The 25,571-nt window shown below is 30.6% G+C and carries 22 protein-coding genes; 11 read left to right on the forward strand and 11 right to left on the reverse strand.

All coding sequences use genetic code 11. From position 1 onward, the window contains the following. Positions 1 to 74: 74 nt before the first annotated feature. Entirely contained in the window at positions 75 to 1,508 is a 1,434-nt protein-coding gene (locus WHA43_RS02200) for a pyridoxal phosphate-dependent decarboxylase family protein (RefSeq protein ID WP_105045532.1), read from the forward strand. Here WHA43_RS02200 and WHA43_RS02205 read toward each other — a convergent pair. Beyond that, positions 1,503 to 1,943: an RrF2 family transcriptional regulator gene (locus WHA43_RS02205; RefSeq protein ID WP_170039499.1), complete on the reverse strand. Its 441-nt coding sequence runs from the start codon at positions 1,941 to 1,943 to the stop codon at positions 1,503 to 1,505. The two genes, WHA43_RS02200 and WHA43_RS02205, sit on opposite strands and share 6 nt — an antisense overlap. Positions 1,944 to 2,094: 151 nt before the next feature. On the opposite strand from WHA43_RS02205, the gene nirK reads away from it, so the two are divergent. From nirK to WHA43_RS02230, 5 genes are all read left to right on the forward strand, one after another. Then, a complete protein-coding gene (gene nirK, locus WHA43_RS02210) occupies positions 2,095 to 3,549 on the forward strand; it encodes a copper-containing nitrite reductase (RefSeq protein WP_105045534.1) in 1,455 nt (484 codons plus the stop codon). A gap of 6 nt (positions 3,550 to 3,555) precedes the next feature. Next, positions 3,556 to 4,317, forward strand: coding sequence for a formylglycine-generating enzyme family protein (locus WHA43_RS02215; RefSeq protein ID WP_105045535.1), 762 nt, complete (start codon positions 3,556 to 3,558; stop codon positions 4,315 to 4,317). A gap of 121 nt (positions 4,318 to 4,438) precedes the next feature. Next, complete coding sequence (locus tag WHA43_RS02220) at positions 4,439 to 5,044, forward strand: SCO family protein (protein WP_105047253.1); 606 nt, start codon at positions 4,439 to 4,441, stop codon at positions 5,042 to 5,044. A 4-nt stretch (positions 5,045 to 5,048) separates the two neighbouring features. Beyond that, positions 5,049 to 5,774 (forward strand): iron-sulfur cluster repair di-iron protein, encoded by a 726-nt coding sequence (gene ric, locus WHA43_RS02225; RefSeq protein ID WP_105045536.1) that lies wholly within the window; start codon positions 5,049 to 5,051, stop codon positions 5,772 to 5,774. Between the two features lie 7 nt (positions 5,775 to 5,781). Next, entirely contained in the window at positions 5,782 to 7,038 is a 1,257-nt protein-coding gene (locus WHA43_RS02230; RefSeq protein WP_226742907.1) for an alginate export family protein, read from the forward strand. A gap of 48 nt (positions 7,039 to 7,086) precedes the next feature. Here the strand turns inward: WHA43_RS02230 and WHA43_RS02235 are convergent, their stop codons facing one another. From WHA43_RS02235 to WHA43_RS02255, 5 genes are all read right to left on the reverse strand, one after another. Next, positions 7,087 to 8,358, reverse strand: a complete 1,272-nt coding sequence (locus WHA43_RS02235) for an adenylosuccinate synthase (protein WP_105045537.1) — start codon at positions 8,356 to 8,358, stop codon at positions 7,087 to 7,089. Between the two features lie 61 nt (positions 8,359 to 8,419). Further along, positions 8,420 to 8,863: a Fur family transcriptional regulator gene (locus WHA43_RS02240; protein WP_105045538.1), complete on the reverse strand. Its 444-nt coding sequence runs from the start codon at positions 8,861 to 8,863 to the stop codon at positions 8,420 to 8,422. Positions 8,864 to 8,933: 70 nt separating this feature from the next. Beyond that, entirely contained in the window at positions 8,934 to 11,171 is a 2,238-nt protein-coding gene (locus WHA43_RS02245; RefSeq protein ID WP_226742908.1) for a RelA/SpoT family protein, read from the reverse strand. A gap of 58 nt (positions 11,172 to 11,229) precedes the next feature. After that, positions 11,230 to 12,462 (reverse strand): M48 family metallopeptidase, encoded by a 1,233-nt coding sequence (locus WHA43_RS02250; RefSeq protein ID WP_105047256.1) that lies wholly within the window; start codon positions 12,460 to 12,462, stop codon positions 11,230 to 11,232. A gap of 4 nt (positions 12,463 to 12,466) precedes the next feature. Further along, positions 12,467 to 13,252, reverse strand: a complete 786-nt coding sequence (locus WHA43_RS02255) for a TrmH family RNA methyltransferase (RefSeq protein ID WP_105045539.1) — start codon at positions 13,250 to 13,252, stop codon at positions 12,467 to 12,469. Positions 13,253 to 13,387: 135 nt separating this feature from the next. Between WHA43_RS02255 and WHA43_RS02260 the strand changes: the two genes are divergently transcribed. Then, positions 13,388 to 13,819 carry a hypothetical protein gene (locus WHA43_RS02260; RefSeq protein ID WP_105045540.1) on the forward strand — a complete coding sequence of 144 codons (432 nt, stop codon included), beginning with the start codon at positions 13,388 to 13,390 and terminating at the stop codon, positions 13,817 to 13,819. Between the two features lie 198 nt (positions 13,820 to 14,017). Here WHA43_RS02260 and WHA43_RS02265 read toward each other — a convergent pair whose 3' ends face one another. From WHA43_RS02265 to WHA43_RS02285, 5 genes are all read right to left on the reverse strand, one after another. After that, on the reverse strand, positions 14,018 to 15,313 hold the full coding sequence (locus WHA43_RS02265; protein WP_105045541.1) for an amidohydrolase family protein: 1,296 nt from the start codon (positions 15,311 to 15,313) through the stop codon (positions 14,018 to 14,020). A 5-nt stretch (positions 15,314 to 15,318) separates the two neighbouring features. Then, positions 15,319 to 18,276 carry an amidohydrolase family protein gene (locus WHA43_RS02270; RefSeq protein WP_211290298.1) on the reverse strand — a complete coding sequence of 986 codons (2,958 nt, stop codon included), beginning with the start codon at positions 18,274 to 18,276 and terminating at the stop codon, positions 15,319 to 15,321. A 229-nt stretch (positions 18,277 to 18,505) separates the two neighbouring features. After that, positions 18,506 to 18,928 (reverse strand): type II toxin-antitoxin system VapC family toxin, encoded by a 423-nt coding sequence (locus WHA43_RS02275; protein WP_105045543.1) that lies wholly within the window; start codon positions 18,926 to 18,928, stop codon positions 18,506 to 18,508. Continuing rightward, the gene (locus tag WHA43_RS02280; RefSeq protein ID WP_105045544.1) at positions 18,925 to 19,173 is read right to left on the reverse strand and encodes a DUF6364 family protein; all 249 of its coding nucleotides are present in this window, start codon (positions 19,171 to 19,173) and stop codon (positions 18,925 to 18,927) included. Before WHA43_RS02280 ends, WHA43_RS02275 begins: the two co-directional genes overlap by 4 nt. Positions 19,174 to 19,249: 76 nt before the next feature. Continuing rightward, a complete protein-coding gene (locus tag WHA43_RS02285) occupies positions 19,250 to 20,323 on the reverse strand; it encodes a DUF3810 domain-containing protein (RefSeq protein WP_105045545.1) in 1,074 nt (357 codons plus the stop codon). Between the two features lie 134 nt (positions 20,324 to 20,457). Between WHA43_RS02285 and dnaB the strand changes: the two genes are divergently transcribed. The 4 genes from dnaB (at position 20,458) to bshA (ending at position 25,553) form a co-directional block, all read left to right on the forward strand. After that, complete coding sequence (dnaB, locus tag WHA43_RS02290; RefSeq protein ID WP_105045546.1) at positions 20,458 to 21,990, forward strand: replicative DNA helicase; 1,533 nt, start codon at positions 20,458 to 20,460, stop codon at positions 21,988 to 21,990. 142 nt (positions 21,991 to 22,132) lie between these two features. Continuing rightward, positions 22,133 to 23,317 (forward strand): asparagine synthetase B, encoded by a 1,185-nt coding sequence (locus WHA43_RS02295; protein WP_105047257.1) that lies wholly within the window; start codon positions 22,133 to 22,135, stop codon positions 23,315 to 23,317. 89 nt (positions 23,318 to 23,406) lie between these two features. Further along, complete coding sequence (locus WHA43_RS02300) at positions 23,407 to 24,252, forward strand: transketolase (RefSeq protein ID WP_105045547.1); 846 nt, start codon at positions 23,407 to 23,409, stop codon at positions 24,250 to 24,252. 167 nt (positions 24,253 to 24,419) lie between these two features. After that, positions 24,420 to 25,553, forward strand: a complete 1,134-nt coding sequence (gene bshA, locus WHA43_RS02305) for an N-acetyl-alpha-D-glucosaminyl L-malate synthase BshA (RefSeq protein ID WP_105045548.1) — start codon at positions 24,420 to 24,422, stop codon at positions 25,551 to 25,553. Positions 25,554 to 25,571: the final 18 nt, after the last annotated feature.

The following is a 25,571-nucleotide window of genomic DNA, read 5'->3' on the forward strand; positions in this document are numbered from 1 at the left end:
TCAATTAAAAAAATGATAATTATCAGTTGTCAAAATTTTTCATATTTTTTTCTTTGTACTCAAATCAAAACAATATGAAATCACCTTTTGAAATGACTCCAGAAGCAATGACTTCTTTTGGATATAAAATTGTAGATGAAGTTGTAGCACATTACGCCTCTGTAAATCAAAAAAAACCTGTAAGTAAAGCGTCAAGAACAGAGATGGATGCTGTTTTTTTACAGGAAGCTCCTGAAGAAAGTATGCCTGCTGAGGATGTTTTGCAATTTGTTATGAAAAATGTTATTCCGAATTCAAACATTTCTACGCATCCAAAATCATTTTCATTTGTGCCAAGTCCAAGTAATTTTATCAGCACAATGGCTGATACTTTGGCAACAGGTTTTAATATTTTTTCTGGAGGATGGATGTTAGCGCCAGCTGCTGCAGAATTAGAAATTGTGACCATGAATTGGTTGTTAAAAATTTTTGATTTTCCTGTAAAACAGGGGGGAGGGATTTTTACAAGTGGTGGATCAATGGCCAATTTAACGGCTTTAGCAACTGCCAGAAGAATAAAATGTGATACTAATTTTTCGGATGCAATTATTTATTTATCTGATCAGGCACATTCATCAAACATTAAAGCTATTAGAATTTTAGGCTTTCAAAAAGAGCAAATCCGAATTATTCCTACTGATAATGAGTTCAAAATCAGTATTAATAAATTAAAAAATGAAATTGCCAAAGACAAATTACAAGGCAAAAAACCATTTTGTATTATTGCTACTGCAGGAACCACAAATACTGGTTCAGTAGACCCTTTAGATGCGATTGCCCAAATTTGTGAACAAGAAAATCTATGGTTTCATATTGATGCTGCTTATGGAGGTGCAGCCATTTTATCTGAAAAAGGAAAAATTGCTTTAAAAGGAATAGAAAAAGCAGATTCTTTAACAGTTGATCCTCACAAATGGTTTTTTCAACCCTATGAAATTGGCTGTTTGTTGGTGAAAGATAAGTCTTGGTTGAGTTATACTTTTAGTGAAAAACCAGAATATTTAAAAGACATTGAAGGTAATGAATCCGAAATTAATTTTTATGATTATGGCATTCAATTAACAAGAAGATTTAGAGCATTGAAATTTTATATGTCTATCAAAACATTTGGTTTAAAAGCATTTAGAAAAGCAATTTCTTACAATATTGACTTAGCAGAGCAAACTGAAAACTACTTAAGAAATAGCAAAAAATGGGAGGTAATTTCATCTGCAAATTTGGCGATCATTAATTTTCGATTTCATCCTTTAAAGTATCAATTCGATGAAAAACAGTTGGATGAACTGAATCAAAAAATATCAGCAAAAATGATGGAATCGAAAGAGGCTTTGCTGGTAACTACCATTTTACAAAATCAAATTGTGATTAGAATGTGTTTGATAAATCCAAATACTACTTTTGAACATGTAAAAGAAACCTTAGAACAATGTGAGGTTTTTGGAGATTTATTTTCTAAAAAATATTTATAATCTCTTTTTCAATGTAAAATTAGTATTGTTTTGATATTCTTCCGCCATTTGTAAAATTGTTTTTGTTTTTAATTTTGTTATCAAAGTTGATTTAAATGGGGCATATAAAAAGTGTACAACACATGGATTTTCCTCATTACAATATTCGTGTCCAAGATAACATTGATTGAATTTTTCAACAGAATCTACACAGTCAATAACATCAAATAAAGTTTTATCTTTATTTTCATTTGACAAATAAAAACCTCCATTAGGACCCTTTACTGAAGAAATAATTCCTTTTTTTGAGAGTTTTTGAAGACTTTTTGCTAAAAATGGAGCAGGTATATTTAATCTTTTTGCAATTTCAAGAGACCCTAATTTATTTTCTAAAGTGGCATTTTTTGTCATATACAAAACTGCCGATATTACATATTTACTTGCTTTTGATAACATTTTTATAAAAATAAAATTTAAAAGACAAAAATATCTTTTTTTTATGATATTTATCATATTTTTTTTTTGTTATCTGTTATAAATTTGTCTTAATAAAAGATAATATTGTCTTTTATTGGTATTAATAAAACTAACTTAAAAAAAATTAAAAATGAATATTTTAAAAACACTAGGAATTATTATTACAAGTTTATTGTTGATAAGCTGTAATAAAAATGAAAAGAACGAAATAGCAATCGTAGATCCTGCAGAAATCTATATCAAAGGTACAATAGATGCAGAGTTAACTTCTCCTCCTTTTGTTCCTGCTCCTGTAGGTAACAGAGTTGCTAAAAAATTATTAGTAAATATGGAAATAATTGAAAAGGAGGGGACTATGTCTGATGGTGTTACTTATGTATATTGGACATTTGGTGGCTCAGTGCCTGGCAGCTTTATTAGAACGAGAATTGGTGATGTTGTTGAATTTACCTTATCAAATCATCCTGATAATAAACTGCCTCATAATATTGATTTACATGCAGTTACAGGGCCTGGTGGTGGTGCAGAATCATCTTTTGTTGCTCCAGGACAACAAAAAACCTTTTCTTTCAAAACATTAAACCCTGGTTTGTATGTATATCATTGTGCAACTGCTCCAGTTGGTATGCACATTGCAAACGGAATGTATGGATTAATTTTAGTTGAACCAGAAGGTGGTTTACCTCCAGTTGATAAAGAATACTACATTATGCAAGGTGATTTTTACACAAAAGGAGCCAATGGTGAACGTGGTTTACAAGCTTTTGATATGAATAAAGCCATAAAAGAAGATGCTGACTACGTAGTTTTTAACGGAAAAGTTGGTGCTTTGACTGGTGATAATGCTATTACTGCAAATGTTGGTGAAACTGTAAGATTATTTGTTGGAAATGGAGGACCCAACTTAACTTCTTCATTTCATGTAATTGGTGAAATTTTCGATAACGTTCATATTGAGGGAGGATCTACAATAAGTAAAAATATTCAAACTACATCAATTCCTGCTGGTGGTGCAGCAATCGTTGATTTTAAAGTTGACGTGCCTGGAACTTTTATTCTCGTAGATCACGCCATCTTCAGAGCTTTCAATAAAGGAGCTTTGGGAATGCTAAAAGTTTCTGGAAAAGAAAACAAAACCTTGTATAGTGGAGTAAAACAAGAGGGAATTTATCATCCTGAAGGCAGTACAATTCAAACTATGCCTGATGAAAATGGAAAAAAGACTGCTGAAGTTAAAGTGGTTGAGAAATCATTAACACAAAAAATGAAAGATGGAAAACAGGTATATATGAATACTTGCTTTGCATGTCATCAATCTGAAGGTCAAGGTATTGAAGGTGCATTTCCTCCACTCGCTAAATCTGATTACTTAAATGCTGATGTAAAAAGATCTATCGGAATTGTATTGAATGGAAAAACGGGTGAGATTACTGTAAACGGAAAAAAATACAATAGTGTAATGACCAAACAAACCCTTACAGAAGTTGAAGTGGCTGATGTGATGACTTATATCTACAATTCTTGGGGAAATAATAAAACCAATGTAACAGTTGATTTGGTAAAACAAGTTAAAAATAAAAATTAAAACAAAATGAAAACAATAGTAAGATTGGCAGTGACTATGTTGTTTTTAAATTCAATAATAGCAAACTGTCAACCTAAAATGGTAAAAATAAAAGGAGGTACATATATTCCTTTGTATGGTACCAATAATCAAAAAGTAACCATTGATAACTTTTATATAGATGTATATCCTGTAACAAATCAAGAGTTTTTAGAATTTGTTAAGAAGCATCCTGAATGGAAACGCTCTAAAGCATTGAAATTATTTGTTGATGATAATTATTTAAATGATTGGAAATCAGATACTATTTTGAATACAAATCAAAATTTACAATCTCCCATCACCAGTATTTCTTGGTTTGCAGCAAAAAATTATTGTGAAGCTCAAAATAAACGATTACCAACTGTTGACGAATGGGAATATGTAGCAATGTCAAATGAAAATATGCCAGATGCTAGAACTTTAAAAAACTATAATGAGTTTATTTTAAGTTGGTATGAAAAACCAAAAACAAACATTCAAACTATTGGTTCAACTTTTCAAAACTATTGGAAAGTGTATGATATGCATGGTTTGGTTTGGGAATGGACTTCCGATTTTAATGCAGTTTTAATTTCAGGTGAATCTAGAAAAGATGTGGATAAAGACAACGATTTGTTTTGTGGAAGTGCAGCAGTAAATGCCACTGATTTAATGAATTACGCCGCTTTTATGCGCTATGCAATTAGAGGAAGTTTAAAAGCAAAATATACCATGAAAAACTTAGGTTTTAGATGTGTTAAGGACTAAAAAATGAATTATTATGAAAACACTTAAATACATATTATTTTTTATTGCAATAACTTCATTTTTAGGTGCTTGCAAAAAGGATATCTCCAAACAAAAAACGGAAACATCCTATCAATGTCCCATGAAATGTGAAGGTGAAAAAATTTACGCAGATGAAGGATCTTGTCCAATATGTAAAATGGATTTACAACCTATTGAAGAGGAAGTTAAAAATTTCTCGTTAGAGGAAATTACTGAAACTTCTATTTTTAATTTAACATCGAAATGGAATACTGAAGAGGGTGAAGAAATTACGCTTAAAAAGTTAAAAGGCAAAACTTTAGTAATGGTTATGATTTATACAACTTGCAAAGCTGCTTGCCCAAGATTAGTAGCAGATATGAGAAATATTGAAGTGAAAATTCCGGCAGAATTTAAAAATGAAGTTCAATACATCATGGTAAGTATTGATCCTAAAAATGATACACCTAAAAGACTCAAAGAATTTGCGATTGAGAATTTAATGGATGATGAAAAATGGACTTTTTTACAAGGCACTGAAGATGGAGTAAGAGAATTTGCCAATGTTTTAGCTGTAAAATACAAAAAAATTTCGCCCTTAGATTTTTCTCACTCAAATATCATTAGTGTTTTTAATCCTCAAGGAGATTTAGTACATCAACAAGAAGGATTAGGAGTTGATAACAAAATAACTATAGAAAAAATTATAGAAACCGTAAAAAAATAAAATTATGACAATTACATCAGAAAATACGATTGGAGAAGTGGTAACAAAAAACATTAAAACAGCAGATATTTTTAAAAAATATGGCATTGATTTTTGTTGTGGAGGAGGCATTACTATCAAAAAAGCCTGTGAAAAACATCAAATTGATTATCTGCAATTACAACATGAATTGTTGCAAGCCGAAGAAGGAAATCACTATTCACATCAATATGATACTTGGGAATTGGATTATTTAGCTGCTCATATCGAACATGTTCATCATAAATATGTTGCCACAAACACGCCTATTATTCAACAATATGCAGCCAAAGTAGCAAAAGTACATGGACATCATTATCAAGAAGTTATCAAAATTAATGACCTTTTTAACGAAGTTGCAAAAGAATTAGCAGCTCACATGAAAAAAGAAGAATTGATTCTTTTTCCTTTTATCAAAAAATTGGCTATTGCATCAAAAAATAATGAGAAAATTCGCATTCCGTATTTTGGAACGGTTAATAATCCAATTAAAATGATGGAAGAAGAACACGAAAACGCTGGAGAAATTTTAAAACAAATTAAAGAATTATCGAACAATTACAATCCACCAAAAGAGGCTTGCAACACTTTTAGAGCATTGTATGCAAAACTTGAAGAGTTTGAAAATGATTTGCATCAACACATTCATTTAGAAAATAATATTTTGTTTCCAAAAGCAATTGTTTTAGAACAAAAATTTGGAATTCATTAATCCAATTATGATGAAAAATAAAGTTTTTTTAGTAATGTTTTTTTTATTTGTAATTAATACACTTACAGCTCAAAATTTTGATTTAAAGGCAGAAATCAGACCTAGATTTGAAAACAGACATGGTTTCAAAACCTTGATAAATTCAAATGAAAAAGCAGCTAATTTTATTTCACAACGTTCTCGTTTACGATTTGGATTTACACAAGAAAAACTCACTTTAGGAATAGATTTACAGAATATTAGAGTTTGGGGAGATGTAAGTACAATGAACGTTAGTGATAATGGAAGTTCATTTCATCAGGCTTGGGCATCATATCAATTTACAGAGAATATTACACTAAAATTTGGTCGACAAGAAATTTTATATGATGACAGTCGAATTTTTGGAAACGTAGATTGGGCACAGCAAGCAAGAAGTTTTGATGCAATTGTTGCAAAAATTAACATTTTAAAAAGTGGAATTTTACATGTTGGATTTTCTTTGAATAATGACAAAGAGGATGTTAAAAACACTATTTATTCAAATGTTGCTGGATATAAAAATCTACAATATTTGTGGGCTCATGAAACATTCCATAAATGGAATGTTAGTGTGTTATTATTAAACAATGGAGTTGAGTTTTTAAATACAAACTCTATTGAAGACATCAGTTATTCTCAAACTTTTGGAGGAAGAGCCACTTATAAAAATAATTCTTGGCAAATGGCATTTGCAACGTATTTTCAAACCGGAAAAACATTAGAGAAAACATTAGATGCTAATTATTTTGTAGGTGATATTTCTTATCAAATTAACAACCGATTTCAATTTTCATTTGGTGCAGAATATTTATCAGGAACTGATTCTAATGCATCAGATAATATCATTAAGTCTTTCAATCCTTTATTTGGAACGAATCACAAATTTAATGGATTGATGGATTATTTTTATGTTGGAAATCATATCAATTCAGTAGGTTTATTAGATTTATATTCGACTTTAGCATTTTCAAAGGACAATTTTTCTATTAAATTAATTCCTCATTTATTCTCTTCAGCAGCAACTATGTATGATGGAAATTCAAAAATAAATGATTATTTAGGAACCGAAATCGACATGGTTTTTTCATATAAAATTCAACAAAATATCAAACTTGAAGGTGGATTTTCAAAAATGTTTGCTACAAATTCTATGAGATTTTTGAAAGGAGGAAACCAAAATGAATCAAATTATTGGAGTTGGATGATGCTGACTTTTCATCCAAAGTTATATTCAACAAAATAAAAAAGCATCCAGAAATAGGATGCTTTTCGATTCATAAAAATGTAATTTTTACATTAAAACTGTTTGTTTTCTGTCAGGACCTACTGATACAATTTTTACAGGAACTCCTGTTTCTTTTTCAATAAAGGCAATATAATCTAACAAGTTTTTTGGTAATTGCTCAGCAGTTGTCATTCCTGTTAAATCAGCATTCCAACCTTTGAATTCTGTATAATTTACTGATACATTTTCAGGTTCAATATTGTAAGGCAAATGCGTAATTTCTTTTCCTTTATAATTGTATGAAGTGGCAACTTTTAAGGTTTCAAATCCTGATAAAACGTCGCCTTTCATCATCATTAATTGCGTAACTCCGTTAATATCTACTGCATATTTTAAAGCTACTAAATCTAACCAACCACAACGTCTTGGTCTTCCAGTTGTTGCTCCAAATTCGTTACCAACTCTACCCATTGTTGCGCCATCTTCATCAAATAATTCTGTTGGAAAAGGACCTGAACCAACACGTGTTGTATAAGCTTTAAAAATTCCATACACTTCTCCAATTCTGTTTGGCGCAACTCCTAAACCTGTACAAGCACCTGCTGCTGTTGTATTTGAAGAAGTTACAAAAGGATACGTTCCAAAATCAATATCTAACAAAGAACCTTGTGCACCTTCAGCTAAAATTGTTTTTCCTTGTTTCATGGCATTGTTAAAATACTCTTCACTATCAATGAATTGAAGTGTGCGTAATTTGTCAATTCCTTTGCAAAATTCAGCTTCCAATTCTTTTAAATTATACTCAACTTGTACATCAAAATAATTCAACATACTGATATGTTTTGCAGTCAAAGCATCGTATTTTTCTTTCCAATTTTCTAGTTCCAAATCTCCAACACGCATTCCATTTCTGCCAGTTTTATCCATATAAGTTGGGCCAATTCCTTTTAAAGTTGAACCAATTTTGGCTTTCCCTTTTGCAGTTTCTGAAGCTGCATCCAACAATCTATGAGTAGGTAAAATTAAATGTGCTTTTCTTGAAATTAATAATTTTGATGTGTAATCAATATTATGTTTGTCTAGATTCTCTAGTTCTCTTTTAAAAATTACTGGATCAATTACAACACCATTTCCTACAACATTCATGGCTGTTTTATGAAAAATTCCAGACGGAATTGTATGTAAAACATGTTTAAATCCATCAAAAATTAAGGTATGTCCTGCATTAGGTCCTCCTTGAAAACGTGCGATAATATCATAGTTTTGAGTTAAAACATCTACGATTTTACCTTTTCCTTCATCTCCCCATTGCAATCCTAGTAATAAATCTACTGCCATTAGTTGTTAATTTGTTGTTTGTATGTATTAAAATATTCTTTTAAGTTTTAAATAGTAAAGGCTACTTTTTTTTGGTGCCATAAAAATAAAGTGAGTGATTTTGGATATCAATATCAAAAATTTCTTCAATCGTTTTTTTAATAACCTGAATTCTTGGATCGCAAAATTCTTTCACTTCACCAGTGTCTGTAAAAATTACGTGATCATGATTCTTATCAAAATAACTTTTCTCATAACGCGCCATTGACTGACCATCAAATTGATGTTTACGTACCAAATTACAATCCAATAATAAATCAATGGTATTGTAAAGAGTTGCTCTACTTACCCTGTAATTTTTATTTTTCATTTTGATATACAAAGATTCGATATCAAAATGCTCATCAGCATTATAAATTTCTTGAAGTATAGCGTAACGTTCAGGCGTTTTTCGATGTTTTTTTTCTTCTAAGTATGAGGTAAAAACTTTCTTAACGACTTCTTGATTTTCAAAAGAATTACTCATGAGTTTCAAAATTTAAACGACAAATTTACAGTAATTTCTTAATAAAAATCAATTTTTATAGGAATGATATCTACATTCTATTAACACGTTCTACATTTTTAACACCTTCAACTTTTTGCAAACTTTTGATAAGTTTGTTAAGCTGTGTGCTATTTTTTACACTAAGTGATATTTTTCCGTTAAAAACACCTTCTTTTCCAGCTATATTGATGCTATTGATGAAAACACCTAAGTTATTAGATATTACTCTAGTAACATTGTTTACAATTCCTGCTTTATCAATTCCGTTGATTTGTAAAATAACATTAAAATCTTGTTTGGTAGAGTCAATCCATTTTGCTGCAATAATTCGATAAGCATAATTTGATTGTAATGAAATTGCATTAGGGCAATTGATTTTGTGCACTTTAATACCATCATTAATGGTTAAAAATCCAAAAACTTTTTCTCCAGGAATTGGGTTGCAACATTTAGAAAGTTTGTAGTCTAATTTTTCTTCTTCTTTACCAAAAACAAGTGCATCATATTTTTCAGTTACTTCATCAGAATCTTCAATGATTTCTTTATGTGTGGTTGGTGAATTTCTTCTTAATTTAGATTTGAAAAAGTTTAAGAAAGTACTGTTTCTTTGTCCAATAAAAGCCTTTAACTGAGTATTATCAATAGCGCCATTTCCAAATCTGTAAAACAAATCAAAACTTGTACGAAGTTTAAAATAGTTTACTAACTCATTGATTGTCTTTTCGTTAAAAGGAATTTTTAAGTGGCGTAATTTTCTTGAAAGTGTTGCTTTTCCTTCTTCAGCAATTTTCTTTTCTTCTTCTTTTAAAGCAACACGAATTTTTGTTTTAGCTCTTGCTGTAATTACAAAATCTAACCAACGTGCATTTGGTTTATTAATGTTTGTGGTAATTACTTCAATTTGATCACCACTATTTAAGGTATGACTCAATGGAACCAACTTTCCATTTACTTTAGCGCCTCTACATTTTAAACCAATATCAGTATGTATAGAAAATGCAAAATCGAGTGCTGTAGCGTCTTTTGGTAAAGATTTTAACTCTCCTTTAGGAGTAAAAACATAAATTTCTTTTGAATACAAATTCAGTTTGAATTCTTCTACAAAATCAACTGCATTCAAATTCTGATTTTCTAGAGATTCTTTTAGCTTATTCAGCCAATTTTCTAGACCACTTTCATGATCTGAACCTTGTTTGTATTTAAAATGTGCTGCATAGCCTTTTTCAGCAATTTCATTCATTCTTTCGGAACGAATTTGAACTTCAACCCATTGAGCATCAGGACCAATAACTGTAATGTGTAATGCTTCATAACCTGTGGTTTTTGGTTGAGAAATCCAATCTCTTAAACGAGATGGATTGGGTTTAAAATAATCTGTTACGATTGAATATATTTTCCAGGCCTCAAATTTTTCATCTTCAGTTGCGGGTTTAAAAATAATTCTGATGGCAAATTTGTCATACACTTCTTCAAATGTTACATTTTGCTTCACCATTTTTCTTCTGATAGAGAAAATGGATTTAAAACGACCTTTAATTTCGTATGTAAAATTCTCCTTATCCAATCCTTTTTTAAGGGTGTTTGAAAATCGTTCTAGATAATTTTGTTGTTCTTCTTTACTCTCTTTGATTTTAGAAACAATATCATGATAAACATCTGGTTCAGTGTATTTTAAACCCAAATCTTCTAATTCGGTTTTAATATTATAAAGCCCTAATCTATGTGCTAATGGTGCATAAATATATAAAGTTTCAGAAGCAATTTTTAGTTGTTTATCTTCGGGCATTGCGTTCATAGTTTGCATATTATGCAATCTGTCAGCAATTTTTATCAAAATTACACGAACATCATCATTCAATGTCAAGAGCATTTTTCTAAAATTTTCTGCCTGAATTGAAGCGTCTTGTTCTTTATTTAATCTTGAAATTTTGGTCAATCCATTTACAATTTTGGCAATGGTTTCGCCAAATTGTTGCTCAATATCATCTAATGTATAATGGGTGTCTTCAACAACATCATGCAGCAATGCAGCAGCAATAGAAACTGCGCCTAAACCAATTTCTTTAGCAACAATTTTTGCAACTGCAATGGGATGAAAAATATAAGGTTCGCCAGTTTTTCTGCGTTGTTTTGAATGCGCATCAACAGCAATATCAAAAGCTTTTCTTATCAGTTCTTTATCTTCTTTTGACAAGACCTCATAAGTACCTTTCAACAAATCTTTATATCGATTTGCAATCTCTTTGTTTTCCTCTTCTAAGGTTGCTGTATATTGCAATGCTTGCATAAATTGATTTTATTTGAATCGATAGTGAAGTTACTAATTAGAATTGTAATACACAACATTAGGATTCTAAATTTTCAATTCGTTGCAATAAAGTTGGATGCGAATAATGTACAAAAACATAGGCTGGATGTGGCGTTAAATTACTCAAACTATTTTTTGATAATTTTTTGAGTGATGAAACTAAGAATTTTCCATCAAACGTATTTTTTGCAAAATCATCTGCTTGGTATTCAAATTTTCTAGACACAATATTCATTAATAAACCAGTAATTTCTGAAATGGGTGAGTATAAAATTCCGAAAGCGATCAATCCAATATGAAAGCTTGGTATTGAAATACTTAACGCATTTGATAATAGGGGAGAACTGATAAAAAATGACAGTAAATAAAGCATAAATCCAGTTAATATGAGCGAAATAATCAAATTAAAAATGATGTGTTTGCGTTTATAATGACCAACTTCATGCGCTAAAACTGCGACAATTTCATCTGTTTCTAAATCATTGAGTAATGTATCATATAAAGTAATTCTTTTTTGTGAACCAAATCCTGAAAAATAAGCATTTGCTTTTGTAGATCTTTTTGAACCATCAATCACAAAGATATTTTGCAATGTAAAACCTACTTTTTGAGCATAATTTTCGATGGCAGTTTTCAATTCACCATCTTCTAAAGGAATTTGTTTGTTAAATATAGGAACAATCAATTTAGCATAAAAAAGATTCATAAAAACTGTAAAAACTGCAATCAAAATCCAAGTGTAAATCCAAAAATAATCAGCAGTAAATTGATAAAATAAAATGACTATTGATAAAATTCCACCACCTAAAACAATACTCATTAACCAACCTTTCAGTTTGTCTGTCCAAAATATTTTTTTGGTTGATTTGTTAAATCCGAATTTTTCTTCAATCACAAAGGTTTTATAATAAGAAAAAGGAGTTGATAAAATATCAGATCCTAACATCATAATTCCGAAAAAAATCAATGCTATTAAAATGGGGTTATTTGAAAAACTTCTTGCAAAATCATCCACCAATTTAAAACCTTCTAAAAAGAAAAATAGCAAAGTAATACTTATTGAAAACAAAGAAGTTATTGTTGAAAAATTCGCATTTTCTTTTTTGTATGCTTGTGATTTTTTGTAAGCCTCTTCATCATAAACATCTGCCAATTTTTCGGGAATTTTATCATCAAAACGTTTGTTATTTAAAAAAGTAAGATACATATCAAATAAAAAATCAATAAGTAAAATACTGATGAAAATGTAGAATAAAATGCTTGAATTCATGATTTTAATTGAAATTTCGTTGTCTTTTTGCTTCAAATAAAAGAATGGCTGCAGCTACAGAAACATTCATAGAATCAATCATTCCTTGCATGGGAATGTTGATGTTTTGTGTGGCATTTTTACGCCAAATTTTGGTTAAACCTGTATCTTCTGTACCAACAACAATTGCTGTTGGTTTTGTATAATTTTCCAAATGATAGGCATTTGAATTTTGTAAAGTAGCAGCAAAAATTTGAATATTTTTTTCTTTCAAAAAAGCAATAATTTCTTCAGAAGTTCCTATTGCAATTTGATTCGTAAAAACACAACCCACACTTGAACGAATAATATTAGAATTGTACAAATCGCTTTTAGCATCAGCAATCAACACAGCATCAATATTTGCAGCATCTGCAGTGCGTAAAATGGCACCTATATTTCCAGGTTTTTCAATACTTTCTGCTACTAAGATCAAAGGATTTTTAGAAAGTTTGATATCAGAAAGTGATAATGATTTTGTTTTTGCTATTGCCAAAAATCCCTCAGTAGTATTTCTATAAGCCAATTTATCGTAGATTTCTTGTGATATCAAAATTTTTTCAACATCTTGAAATTCAGAAAGTAAATTATCATTTTTTACTGTAGATAAAAATAGGAGAGAAGTAATTTCATAACCTCCTTTTTTCGCCAATTCAATTTCTCTTTTTCCTTCAATCAAAAAAAGACCTTGCTTTTTACGTTCTCTTACTTTTTCTTGTAACTTGAAAATATTTTTTATCAGAGGATTTTGAATACTTGTAATTTCTTTCATCAGTTTTAAAAAAAACAAAAATACCTATTTTTAGGTATTGTTTTAGATTTTATTATTTTTTACTTTGCAAAATAAATCAATATAATTATTTAATAAACAGTTAGTTATCATTTTAATCTTTAAAATTTTATTCTCATGAACAAAAAAAATTTATGCTTATTTTATCTAATCTTAGGATTTTTTGGAGTATTAGAAGTGAATGCACAAATTGGTATTGCAGTTGCCAAAGATGAAAAAGGTTCTTCTCTTGAATGGAATGTTGTTTGGAACAAAGGATATCAAACTGAGTCTATTGCAATTCAAAATTTAAGAGATAAAGGTTATAAAAAAGTATTCTCTTTAACAGGTGGCGAAAAACGAGGTCATAAATTGCAGAGTGGATATTGGGTAGTTGTTGAAGCTACTCATAAAATTTACGACGGAACTTTAAAAACTTCTTTTGGTTTGGGAGCAAGTTCAAGTTCATATACTGAAGCTGAAGAGAGAGCTGTGAGTAATTTGAGCCAGTATGATTGGAGTTGGAAAAAAAGTAATGGGTATACCATCTCTAAAAAAGGAACATTCTAAATCTCAAACAAAATACCTAATTATAGGTATTGTTTTGAATTGAAATTCAAACAATATTTGTAAAGTCTTTACAATTGTGATTGAAAGAAGAAACTCATGTTTAAGGGGAATTTTGCTAAGAAAAAGAATCAAAAACAGATAAAGACAGAGTTGTCTTCATTAAAAAAAGGCTCGCAAATGCGAGCCTTTTTCATTTAATTATTTTGATTTATATTTCCCTGAATAGCGTTTCCAAAGTGTAGTTTGATGGCTTTCCAAACTAATTTTTCGACCTTGAATAAATGCTTCAGAAATGATATTTGTTCTCATATCCAACGCATCACCTTCAGAAATGAATAAGGTTGCATCTTTTCCAACTTCTAAGGTTCCTGCAAATGCATCAATGCCTAAAATTTTTGCTGCATCACCTGTAATTAATTGCACTGCTTTTTCTTTTTCTAATCCAAAAGCGGCAAAAGTTCCTGCGTAAAATGGTAAATTTCTGGTGTTCATTCTGTCCATTTGACCTTCCATTCCCAAACCAACTAAAACTCCTTTGTCTTGTAGGGTTTTAGCAATTGTGTAGGTGTCATCATACGCGTCATCTTCACTATTCGGATTTCTGTGTGGTCTGTTTAAAATTACAGGAATGTTGTGTTTAACCAACATATCTGTTACTTTTTCAGCCCCTTCACCACGAACAATTACCAAATTATTGATGCCTAATTCTTTACTGATTGTAATAGCATCCGTAATTTCTTTTTCACCATTTACATGAATATACAATTTTTGAGAACCATCAAACAAGCCTTTCGTTGCTGCAAATGGCAAGTGTTTTTTATCTGATTTTGACGCTAAATATTGTTTTGCATCTGTAAAAAAAGAATTGATTTTTGCTACATTTTTTGGATATTCAGGATTTGGTTTCAAAGCAGGATCTTCTCCTAACCACCATCTTCCACTGGTAAAACTTCCTGGCCAATTCAAGTGAATGGCATCATCCGTTTTTACAGTAGCATCTTCCCAATTCCAAGCATCCATTTGAACGATTGATGAAGTTCCAGAAATAGTGCCACCTTTAGGAACAATTTGAGCCATTAAAACGCCATTTGGTCTCATAGATTCTACCAATTTACTTTCAGCATTATAAGCAATTAAACTGCGCACATGTGGATTCATGATTCCTATTTCACTTTCATCATCACTGGCTTTTACAGCATCAATTTCTACCAAACCTAAAGTAGCGTCTAAAGCAATAAATCCAGGATAGATGTGTTTTCCTTCAGCTTTAATAATAGTTCCCATTCTCGCAATTTTCATCATGGCACTTCCAACAAAAGTAATTTTGCCATTTTCGAACATAATCAACGAGTTTTCAATAACTTGTCCATTTCCTAAATGTGCTGTTGCACCTTCAATACTTATGGCTGTTGTTTGTTTTGATGCAGGTGTTTGTTGTGCAATTATGTTTCCTACAAAAGCAAAAAACAGTACGATTTTTAGTATATTTTTCATATTTTTTAGCTTTTAGTTTCTTCTAATGTATCACAGTGAAAGTTACGATCTTCTCTTTTCATTGGAACTTGTGTTTTTGCACCACCCATTTTTTCTTTCAACATCATATTGATTAATTTGCTTTTTTCTTCTTTAATTGCTTGACGTTTTTGCAAATCATCATTAACATCAAAAAATACTTTTCCGTCAATAATTGTTTTTTCAACTTTTGCATAAATAGACATAGGATGATTATTCCATAATACCACATCAGCTTCTTTACCTTCTTTGATACTACCAACACGATCGTCAATATGTAATAATTTTGCTGGGTTTATAGTTACCATTTTCCAAGCTTCTAGTTCAGAAATTCCTCCGTATTTTACAGTTTTTGCAGCTTCTTGATTCAATCTTCTTGACATTTCACGGTCATCAGAATTGATAGCTACAGTAACTCCTGCATTGTGCATAATAGCTGCATTGTAAGGAATTGCATCAATAACTTCATATTTATAAGCCCACCAATCTGAAAAAGTTGAACCTCCAACACCATGTTTTGCCATTTTATCAGCTACTTTGTAACCTTCTAAAATGTGTGTAAATGTGTTGATTTTAAAATTGAATTTTTCTGCAACTTTTATCAACATATTGATTTCTGATTGTACGTAAGAATGACAAGAAATAAAACGCTCACCGTTTAAAATCTCCAATAAAGTCTCCATTTCAATATCTTTTCTGAAAGGTTGACCACTTTTTTTCAAGGTTTCATATTCTTTAGCTCTTGTGAAATAATCTACAAAAACTTGTTCAACTCCCATTCTTGATTGAGGAAAACGAGTTCCATTAGTGCTTCTGGATTGTTTTACATTTTCACCCAAAGCAAATTTGATGAATTTTGGAGAGTTTTTATAAATCATATTTTCAGCATTTTCTCCCCATTTTAGTTTGATAATGGCTGAACGCCCTCCAATTGGATTTGCAGAACCATGCAAAATTTGAGCAGTTGTTGTTCCTCCTGAAATATTTCTATAAATATTAATGTCTGTTGGATCTACAACATCTTCAATGGTAACTTCTGCTGAAGAATTGTGTGCCCCTTCATTAACAGCAGATGTTGCAATATGTGAGTGTTCATCAATGATTCCTGCAGTTAAATGTTTGCCTGTTCCATCAATTTCAACTACACCTTTAGCAGAGAGATTTTTGCCGATTTTGGCAATTTTTCCGTCTTTTAACAATACATCTGTATTCTCTAAAATTCCTGCATCTTCACTTGTCCAAACAGTTACATTTTTAATTAAAATCGATTCTGATTTTGGTTGTGTATAGTTTCCAAATCCAACATTAGGGAAACTTACAGGCATGACCAAAATTTCTTTGTCAGTTGATTTTTCATCTTTCTTTTCAACAGCTTCTTTGGCTACTTTTTTACTTGCAGACCAAGATGTTTTAATGCCTTTGGTGTCAAAAGCACTTCCTTCCATCACATTTGCAGCATTGATAACTTTACCCATCAAACGTGTAAATCCTTCATCATCCATTGTAATTTCAACCCAATCATTTTGAAAAGAAAATTTTGATGTGATTTTTTTATCTCCTAATTTGATTGATCCTGTTTGTTTTGCACCTTTTCCTGAAATGGTTAAATCGTAATTTTTTCCGTTTACAGATAGCATATAATCACCTGTTATATCTTTGATATTCATATCATTAATGATATTTTTTTCACCTTGAACCCAATTTTCATAAATGGTTGATGAAGCATCAAAAACATCTCCAGAAGTAATGATAAAATTTGCAAAACTTCCTTTATTTAAATTTCCAATAGTTGAATTTCCTATAATTTTCGCAGGAATCGTTGTCAATGAAGCCAATGCCGATTTTTTATCAAATCCATATTCAATGGCTTTTTGTAAATTTTTATGGAACGTTTCAGCAGATTTTAATTTGTAAGTTGTCAACGCAAAAGGCACTCCATTTTTTTCTAAAACCGATAAATTTGATGGATCTTGATTCCATTTACGCATATCTCTCAGAGAAATTTGTTCAGCCAATAACGGATTTGAAACATCATAAGTATTTGTAAAATCAATGGGAATGATGAAAGTTGCATTGGTTTTTTTGATATCATTGATTCTTTCAAATTCATCTCCAGAACCTAAAATAGTATATTGAATTCCGAATTCATCACCAACTTTATCAGCTCTTACAGCATCTAAATGATTATCAGTTTCAAAAATTTGAACCAAATTTTTATTTTTATTCAACGCTTCTAAAGCCAAATCTTTGTTTTTCATATTTCCTTTTGCATACCAATCTGCATCCAAATACACTTGACGCAACAAAGCCATTACACCCATTTTTGAAGATGGATAAGATTGTCTAGATTGTACACTTTTAGTAAATGATAAAAATTGTGCAGATTTGGTATCTAAAATTCGGTAAGCATTGGTAGTATTCGGATTTAATGCTACCAACAAACCATTTCCACGAATAATTCCGTCATGTAAATGGGTATTTACAGCTCCAAAACCAGCGTTTAAAAGTTCATTAGCTTTTTTATTATCGAACTTAAAATTATCAATTGGATTGGTTTCAGGACGAATGTGATCGTTCCAATAATACCCTTCTCTTTCAGCTTCGTATTGTGAAGATCTTGAGTCAGAGGGATTTCTTTTGGGTTTTGCAATTCCAAAATCGGAATAAATATCAATAAATGATGGATACATCATTTTGCCATCTAAATCTATAATTTTTGTTCCCTCAGGAATTTTTACAGATTTTCCAACTTCTGCAACTTTTCCATCTTTCACCAACAACGTTCCTTTTTGAATGATGTTTTCTGGCGTTACATAAATGGTCGCATTTGTAAAAGCAACTAAAATGCTTTTGGATGTTTTAACTCCTGAATTTGTCGGAAAATAATCTTGGGCTTTTGCCAAAGAAATCGACAAGAAAAAGAGTACGAATAGTAGTTTTCTCATGAATGTTTGAATTATTTTTGAATTGGTTCTAAATTTATTGACTTGATTTTGTATTGAACCAATTTAAATTCACTTTAACATAATTTTAAGAGAACAATATGTGCTTTTATTTAACTCAACTAATTATTTGATAAGCTCATTAAGCTATAATTAATTATGGATTAAATATGGAATCCTAAATGATTTTTTAGACAATAAAATAAGAAGTTTTAAGCAACATTTTTTGTAATTATTTTTTATAAATTGACAATAAAAATTCTTCTGCAGTCATTACAGGTAATAAAGATTTTTTAAAATCTTTACCATTTCTTGTTATTATAACATTGCATTCAGATTCTGTTGCGCTAAAATATTGCAAAGCATCTTCAAAATCGGGAATTGAAGAATTGAGTCCTTTTTCAATTATTTGTTCATTTAGTGAGCATACTTCACTAATTATTTTAAATTTACGAAGCTTTTCTCTTGCGATTTTAGGATTTTCAAATTTTGCAAGAAAATAGTTAACAGTTGCAAATGAAATAGGAGAAACAACCATTATTAATTTTTCTTTTTCAGCCAATGTTGCAATTTTTGCAATTGGATCATAAAAAGGTTTTCGTTCTCCTAAAAAATCCAACATTACATTTTTGTCAATAAATATTCTTTTAATCATTTATATTTTTCTGATAAATATTGGGAATATTCTTTTTTGTAGTCCAAATTACTTGGTATTTGAGTTCCTGTTGCAATGCTTTTCACGAAAGGCGAGATTTCAAATTCAGCATTGTTATTTTCAGTTATTAAAGATTGCAAATAAGCCTCAACAATTCTGGATACGCTCATATTTTTGTTTGCTGCATATTCTTTGGCTTTTTCAATGATTGCTTGATTAAGCTTTAAAGTTAATTTTGTGTCCATAAATTGATTATTTTGCACGTACAAATATAATTAAACAATCCGTATTAAATTAATTTTATGATGATTTTTTATAGTACTAATTTAGCTCATCTTCAAAATAAGAAATCAATAAATCAACAACATAATTATAAGAATCAACTCCTTTTTGTTGGTTATTTGCTTTTAAATAAGCGTCATATCCTTTTTTAATCAAAGGTTCAAACGGGTTTTGGTATTGTTCCCAAAAATCAAAACTTTCTTTAAAATCCTTTAAAATTCCTGAGTTTACGGATTTCATTAATAAGGCTTGTTTTTCAGGATCTCTTTTTCGTAATTCAGATATACAATATCCAAAAGCCATTCTATAACTTGCATATGTAAAGTAACTATCATTACTGTGATTTGCTGCTAAAAACCCAATGAAATTCGCCTCGTTTTCGGCAGCAAATCCCAATTGATGCGCCATTTCATGGCAGGTTGTTGTTGGATAACTCGTTTTCGGAATTCTAGCATTTACTTGAGCTTCACCAGTCAAAGGATTGAAATAACCAGATGTACCATTATAAGATTGTAACAAACTCATCAAAGAACTTTTTACAGATGGAAATTGATATGAAAACTGCGGATAATTTTTCGCTAATTGCTGGTAACTTTCTACCGCCATTTCATACATTTCTTGCTGATTATAGGGAGTCTCAACTTTAATAGAATCGTTTTTTGTGATTTGTATTTGAACTGCATTCAATTGCTCAATGATATTTTTTGTAACATTGAATAAAGTTTGAGTTGTGTATTTTTTTTGTTCAAAACCCAAATTTTCAGAAAGTGGTTTTCTGTAGTAATTCAATCCCCAAAAAAGATAAAAACAACCATATAAAATGGAAATTATCGCAACAAAATAAGTTATTTTATGTGAAAAAAATTGGAATCTAGTTTTAAATAATCGATAAATAAAACGCAAGAAAATGAATAGTAAAAAAAACAATAAAACATCGCCAATCGAAAATGGAATCCAGCCAAAAAGCAATCTTAAAAATTTTGAAATAATTGGATAAATTCCAGTGGAATAATAGGATTCAATAAATGTTGGAAACTTGGAAACCAATTGCACCAACAAAAACTGAATGGGTAATAATACTGCTAAAATAAGGTGTTTTTTATTCCATTTCATGGTTGTAAATGTAGCAAATAGAATAGCAAGTTAAAGAGTTGTTAACAACTTAATAACATTTTTTTTAAAGAATTGTTTAGAAATAAATCAAAAAAAATCTGGGCTTTGAAAACTAAAAAAATTACATTTGTTTCATGGAAAATACGAATGCGCTCATAGAGAAAAAAACAGATAAAAGTAGAGTTATCAGTCTTGAAAAAGGTAAAATCCCACCACAAGCTATAGATTTAGAAGAAGCTGTTTTGGGAGCAATGATGATTGATAAAAAAGGGATTGATGATGTTATTGATATTTTGCATTCAGATGCATTTTACGAAATTAAACATCAAGAAATTTATGCTGCGATTTATGAATTGTTTCAAAATTCGCAACCAATTGATTTATTGACTGTTTCAAGTTTACTTAAAAGAAAAGGAAAATTAGACTTGGCAGGAGGCGATTTTTACTTAATTCGCTTAACACAAAAAGTTGCATCTTCTGCACATATTGAATTCCATGCACGAATTATTCTTCAAAAATACATTCAACGAAAATTAATCTCAATTTCATCCGAAATTATCGAAAGTTCGTACGATGAAACTACAGATGTTTTTGATTTATTGGATAGTGCAGAAGCAAAACTGTTTGAAGTTACACAGGGAAATTTAAAGAAAAGTTCAGAAGACGCTGGCTCTTTAGTAAAACAAGCATTGAAAAAAATCCAAGAAATTGGCAATAAAGAGGGGATGTCTGGTTTGGCCTCAGGTTTTACCAAATTAGATGCATTGACTTCAGGTTGGCAACCATCAGATTTAATTATCATTGCAGCTAGACCAGGTATGGGAAAAACAGCATTTGTAATTTCAATGGCGAAAAATATGGCTATTGATTTTAATCATGGTGTAGCAATTTTTTCCTTAGAAATGTCATCAGTACAGCTGATAACAAGAATGATTTCCTCGGAAACAGGGCTTCCTTCAGAAAAACTTCGTAAGGGAAATTTAGAATTACATGACTGGGAATTGTTAAATTATAAGGTGAAAAGTTTATCTGATGCTCCAATTTATATTGACGATACGCCTTCTTTATCCATTTTCGATTTAAGAGCTAAAGCCCGAAGATTGGTTTCGCAACATGGAGTAAAAATTATCATAATTGATTATTTACAATTGATGACAGCAGGCGGAAATAATAACAAAGGTTCAGGAAATAGAGAGCAAGAAATCTCTACAATTTCTCGAAATTTAAAAGCATTGGCTAAAGAATTAGAGGTGCCTGTAATTGCACTTTCACAGTTATCACGTGCTGTAGAAACTAGAAGTGCAGGAAGCAAAAGACCTTTATTATCTGATTTACGTGAATCTGGTGCAATTGAGCAAGATGCTGATATTGTGAGTTTTATATACAGACCAGAATATTATGGAATGACAGAATGGGATGATGACGAACGTTCTCCATGTGAAGGTCAAGGAGAGTTTATTGTTGCAAAACATAGAAATGGTGGTTTGGATAATATCCGTTTAAAATTTACAGGACATTTGGCAAAATTCTCTGATTTAGAGGAAGGAGTAGGTTCTAAGTTTCAATCTAGCATGAATTCGAATCCTTTAGATACTGGTTTTCCAGATAGAAGAATAGAATCTAAAGAAGCATTTGGTATTGATGATGATGACAATTTTCCTTTTTAGTTAAATTTTTAAAAAACTATATCAAATACACAATTAGTTTTCTCTAATTGTGTATTTTTATTTTCAAATGAAAAATCTAATTACTTTTTGCTTTATCTTTTTGATTTCAAATTCGGTTTTGGCATCCTTTATTTATGTACCTATGAACCATGACAATCAAAAAAATCATTTAAAAGCTTACGGAATTGTATTTTTCTCTCTTCAAAACGGATTGAAAGCCAAATGGTTACTCAATCATGATGGAGGTGCTTTTTTGATTGAAAATAACAAAGCTATTGAAAATGAATGTAAAATTAGGGGTGTTTCTTATGAAATAATTTCTGATGCAAAATCGCAATTAATTTTAGAAGAAATTGGTGCACCATCATCAAACAGAGAAGCAGTTACTTTAGAAAAAGCTCCTAAAATTGCGGTGTATTCTCCAAAAGATAAAATGCCTTGGGATGATGCAGTAACCATGGTTTTAACTTATGCTGAAATTCCTTTTGATGTAATTTATGATGAAGAAATTTTAGCAGACAAACTTCTTTTGTATGAATGGTTGCATTTACATCACGAGGATTTTACAGGACAATATGGCAAGTTTTATGGGTCATTTAGAACTGCACCTTGGTATGTACAACAAAAACAAGATGCTGAAAAATTGGCGAAAGAATTGGGTTTTTCAAAAGTTTCTGAAGAAAAATTAGCGGTTGCAAAAAAAATCAGAGACTATGTGATTGGGGGTGGATTTATGTTTGCTATGTGTTCTGCTACTGATAGTTTTGATATTGCACTAGCTGCTGAAGGTGTTGACATCGCAGAAGCCATGTTTGATGGTGATGCAACTGACATCAATTACCAATCAAAAATTGATTTTGAAAAAACTTTTGCCTTTAAAGACTTTGTTTTGGAAAGAAATCCAAATGTGTATGAGTTTTCATCCATAGACATGACAAATAAACGTGCCATTCCAAAAACTTCTGATTATTTTTCATTGATAGAATTTTCTGCAAAATGGGATCCAATTCCAACCATGTTAACTCAAAATCACACAGTTTTAGTGAAAGGCTTCATGGGACAAACCACCTCTTTTGATAGAAATACTGTAAAAACAAACGTGTTAGTTTTAGGAGAAAATAGTGTAAACAGAGAAGCACGTTATATTCACGGAACAAAAGGAAAAGGATTGTTTACTTTTTATGGTGGTCATGATCCTGAAGATTATACGCATAGAGTTGGAGATCCAAAAACCGAATTAGATTTACATCCTAATTCTCCTGGCTACAGATTGATTTTAAATAACGTGTTGTTTCCTGCTGCCAAAAAACAAAAACAAAAAACCTAGCTTTATGTTCATAAATTGCTAATAAATTATTAGAAATTGACGATTTAATTAGGTCACTTTTGTATTTTTGTGGCACTTAAAAAACTACAATGCCAACAACTCAACAATTACAAGATTTTACGCAACAAGTTAGAAGAGATATTTTACGTATGGTTCATGCAGTAAATTCTGGGCATCCTGGAGGTTCATTAGGATGTGCAGAATTTTTCACTTGCCTATATCAAGAAGTAATGGATTATTCTACTGATTTTACAATGGACGGTATTAATGAAGATGTTTTTTTCCTTTCAAACGGACATATTTCTCCAGTTTATTACAGTGTTTTAGCTCATAGTGGATTTTTTCCAGTATCAGAATTGGCTACTTTTAGACATATTGATTCTCGTTTACAAGGACATCCAACAACTCACGAAGGTTTGCCTGGAATCAGAATTGCTTCTGGTTCATTAGGTCAAGGTTTGTCAGTTGCTTTGGGGGCTGCACAAGCAAAAAAACTGAATAATGATTCAAAATTAGTGTATTCTTTACATGGTGATGGGGAGTTGCAAGAAGGTCAAAATTGGGAAGCCATCATGTATGCTTCTGCAAAAAAAGTAGATAATATCATTGCTACCATCGATGTAAATGGAAAACAAATTGATGGATCAACTGATGAGGTATTGCCAATGGGAAGCTTAAAGGCAAAATTCGAAGCTTTTGGTTGGGAAGTATTGGAAATCAAAGAAGGTAATAATATTGAAGCTATTTTATCAGGATTAAAAACAGCAAAATCATTGACAGGAAAGCAAAAGCCTGTGTGTATTTTACTATATACAGAAATGGGAAATGGAGTTGATTTCATGATGCATACGCATGCTTGGCATGGAAAAGCGCCAAATGATGCTCAATTAGAAAGTGCATTAGCTCAAAATCCTGCAACTTTAGGAGATTATTAGTTTGGAGATAACCTTTTGATAATAAAGGTTTAAAGTCAAAAAATTAACTTAAAATAATTTTAAAAGAGCTTTTCAAAATAAATGAAAAGCTCTTTTTTTGTTTTTATTAAGATTCAAAATGTAAGAATAATCCTACTTTTACAACTAAGAATAAAAATTAATTTAAAATGAGAATTGGAATTGTATGTTATCCCACTTTTGGTGGAAGTGGAGTAGTGGCTACAGAATTGGGGATGGCATTAGCAGACAATGGTCATGAAGTACACTTTATTACCTACAATCAACCTGTTCGTTTAGATTTTTTATCTCACAAATTACATTTTCATCAAGTATTGATTGAGGAATATCCTTTGTTTCAATACCAACCTTATGAGTTGGCTTTGTCCAGTAAAATGGTAGAAGTTGTTAAAAAATATCACTTAGAAGTGTTGCATGTACATTATGCAATTCCACATGCGTATGCTGCTTTTATGGCAAAACAAATGTTGCTAGAAAAAGGCATTAATGTAAAAGTAGTAACGACGTTACATGGAACTGATATTACGTTGGTAGGAAGTCATCCAACTTACAAAACCGCTGTTGAATTTAGTATCAATCACTCTGATGTAGTAACAGCGGTTTCTAATAATTTGAAAGAAACTACCAATGAATTGTTTCATGTAAACAAAGAAATTCGAGTTATTTATAATTTTATTGATATCAAAAAATACGAAAAAGCAGAGGATGATGATTGTAACAGAATTGCCTTAGCTAAACCTGAAGAGCGTATTTTAACACACATTAGTAATTTTAGAAAAGTAAAAAGAATTGAAGATGTCATTAAAGTTTTCTATGAAGTACAAAAAGAAATTCCTTCAAAATTATTATTGGTAGGTGAAGGTCCTGAGCGTGTAAAAGCTGAAAATCTCACGAAAAAACTTAAGATAAAAGAAAGTGTTTATTTTTTAGGAAACAGCACAGAAGTTACCAAAATTTTATGTTATTCTGATTTGTTTTTATTGCCTTCTCAAACCGAAAGTTTTGGATTGGCAGCTTTAGAAGCTATGGCAGCAAAAACTCCCGTAATTTCTACAAATACAGGTGGTCTACCTGAAGTAAATATCCATGGAAAAACAGGTTTTTTGAGTAATTTAGAAGATGTTGAAGACATGGCAAAAAATGCCATTTCAATTTTGAAAGATGATCAAACTTTAGCGCGCTTTAAATCAAATGCTTACGAACACGCTAAAAAATTCTCCATTCAAAACATTTTGCCTGTGTATGAAGAAATTTACAAATCTTGTTATAAATCAAGAGTATAAATTTTTACACAGTTTAAA

The organism is Polaribacter gangjinensis, assembly GCF_038024125.1.
GTDB classification, from domain to species: Bacteria; Bacteroidota; Bacteroidia; order Flavobacteriales; family Flavobacteriaceae; genus Polaribacter; species Polaribacter gangjinensis.

Bases quoted from the DNA above. Each gene is read 5' to 3' on its own strand.
- WHA43_RS02200 (WP_105045532.1), top strand. From the start codon at position 75: ATGAAATCACCTTTTGAAATGACTCCAGAAGCAATGACTTCTTTTGGA.
- WHA43_RS02205 (WP_170039499.1), bottom strand. From the start codon at position 1,943: ATGTTATCAAAAGCAAGTAAATATGTAATATCGGCAGTTTTGTATATG.
- nirK (WP_105045534.1), top strand. From the start codon at position 2,095: ATGAATATTTTAAAAACACTAGGAATTATTATTACAAGTTTATTGTTG.
- WHA43_RS02215 (WP_105045535.1), top strand. From the start codon at position 3,556: ATGAAAACAATAGTAAGATTGGCAGTGACTATGTTGTTTTTAAATTCA.
- WHA43_RS02220 (WP_105047253.1), top strand. From the start codon at position 4,439: ATGAAATGTGAAGGTGAAAAAATTTACGCAGATGAAGGATCTTGTCCA.
- ric (WP_105045536.1), top strand. From the start codon at position 5,049: ATGACAATTACATCAGAAAATACGATTGGAGAAGTGGTAACAAAAAAC.
- WHA43_RS02230 (WP_226742907.1), top strand. From the start codon at position 5,782: ATGATGAAAAATAAAGTTTTTTTAGTAATGTTTTTTTTATTTGTAATT.
- WHA43_RS02235 (WP_105045537.1), bottom strand. From the start codon at position 8,358: ATGGCAGTAGATTTATTACTAGGATTGCAATGGGGAGATGAAGGAAAA.
- WHA43_RS02240 (WP_105045538.1), bottom strand. From the start codon at position 8,863: ATGAGTAATTCTTTTGAAAATCAAGAAGTCGTTAAGAAAGTTTTTACC.
- WHA43_RS02245 (WP_226742908.1), bottom strand. From the start codon at position 11,171: ATGCAAGCATTGCAATATACAGCAACCTTAGAAGAGGAAAACAAAGAG.
- WHA43_RS02250 (WP_105047256.1), bottom strand. From the start codon at position 12,462: ATGAATTCAAGCATTTTATTCTACATTTTCATCAGTATTTTACTTATT.
- WHA43_RS02255 (WP_105045539.1), bottom strand. From the start codon at position 13,252: ATGAAAGAAATTACAAGTATTCAAAATCCTCTGATAAAAAATATTTTC.
- WHA43_RS02260 (WP_105045540.1), top strand. From the start codon at position 13,388: ATGAACAAAAAAAATTTATGCTTATTTTATCTAATCTTAGGATTTTTT.
- WHA43_RS02265 (WP_105045541.1), bottom strand. From the start codon at position 15,313: ATGAAAAATATACTAAAAATCGTACTGTTTTTTGCTTTTGTAGGAAAC.
- WHA43_RS02270 (WP_211290298.1), bottom strand. From the start codon at position 18,276: ATGAGAAAACTACTATTCGTACTCTTTTTCTTGTCGATTTCTTTGGCA.
- WHA43_RS02275 (WP_105045543.1), bottom strand. From the start codon at position 18,928: ATGATTAAAAGAATATTTATTGACAAAAATGTAATGTTGGATTTTTTA.
- WHA43_RS02280 (WP_105045544.1), bottom strand. From the start codon at position 19,173: ATGGACACAAAATTAACTTTAAAGCTTAATCAAGCAATCATTGAAAAA.
- WHA43_RS02285 (WP_105045545.1), bottom strand. From the start codon at position 20,323: ATGAAATGGAATAAAAAACACCTTATTTTAGCAGTATTATTACCCATT.
- dnaB (WP_105045546.1), top strand. From the start codon at position 20,458: ATGGAAAATACGAATGCGCTCATAGAGAAAAAAACAGATAAAAGTAGA.
- WHA43_RS02295 (WP_105047257.1), top strand. From the start codon at position 22,133: ATGAACCATGACAATCAAAAAAATCATTTAAAAGCTTACGGAATTGTA.
- WHA43_RS02300 (WP_105045547.1), top strand. From the start codon at position 23,407: ATGCCAACAACTCAACAATTACAAGATTTTACGCAACAAGTTAGAAGA.
- bshA (WP_105045548.1), top strand. From the start codon at position 24,420: ATGAGAATTGGAATTGTATGTTATCCCACTTTTGGTGGAAGTGGAGTA.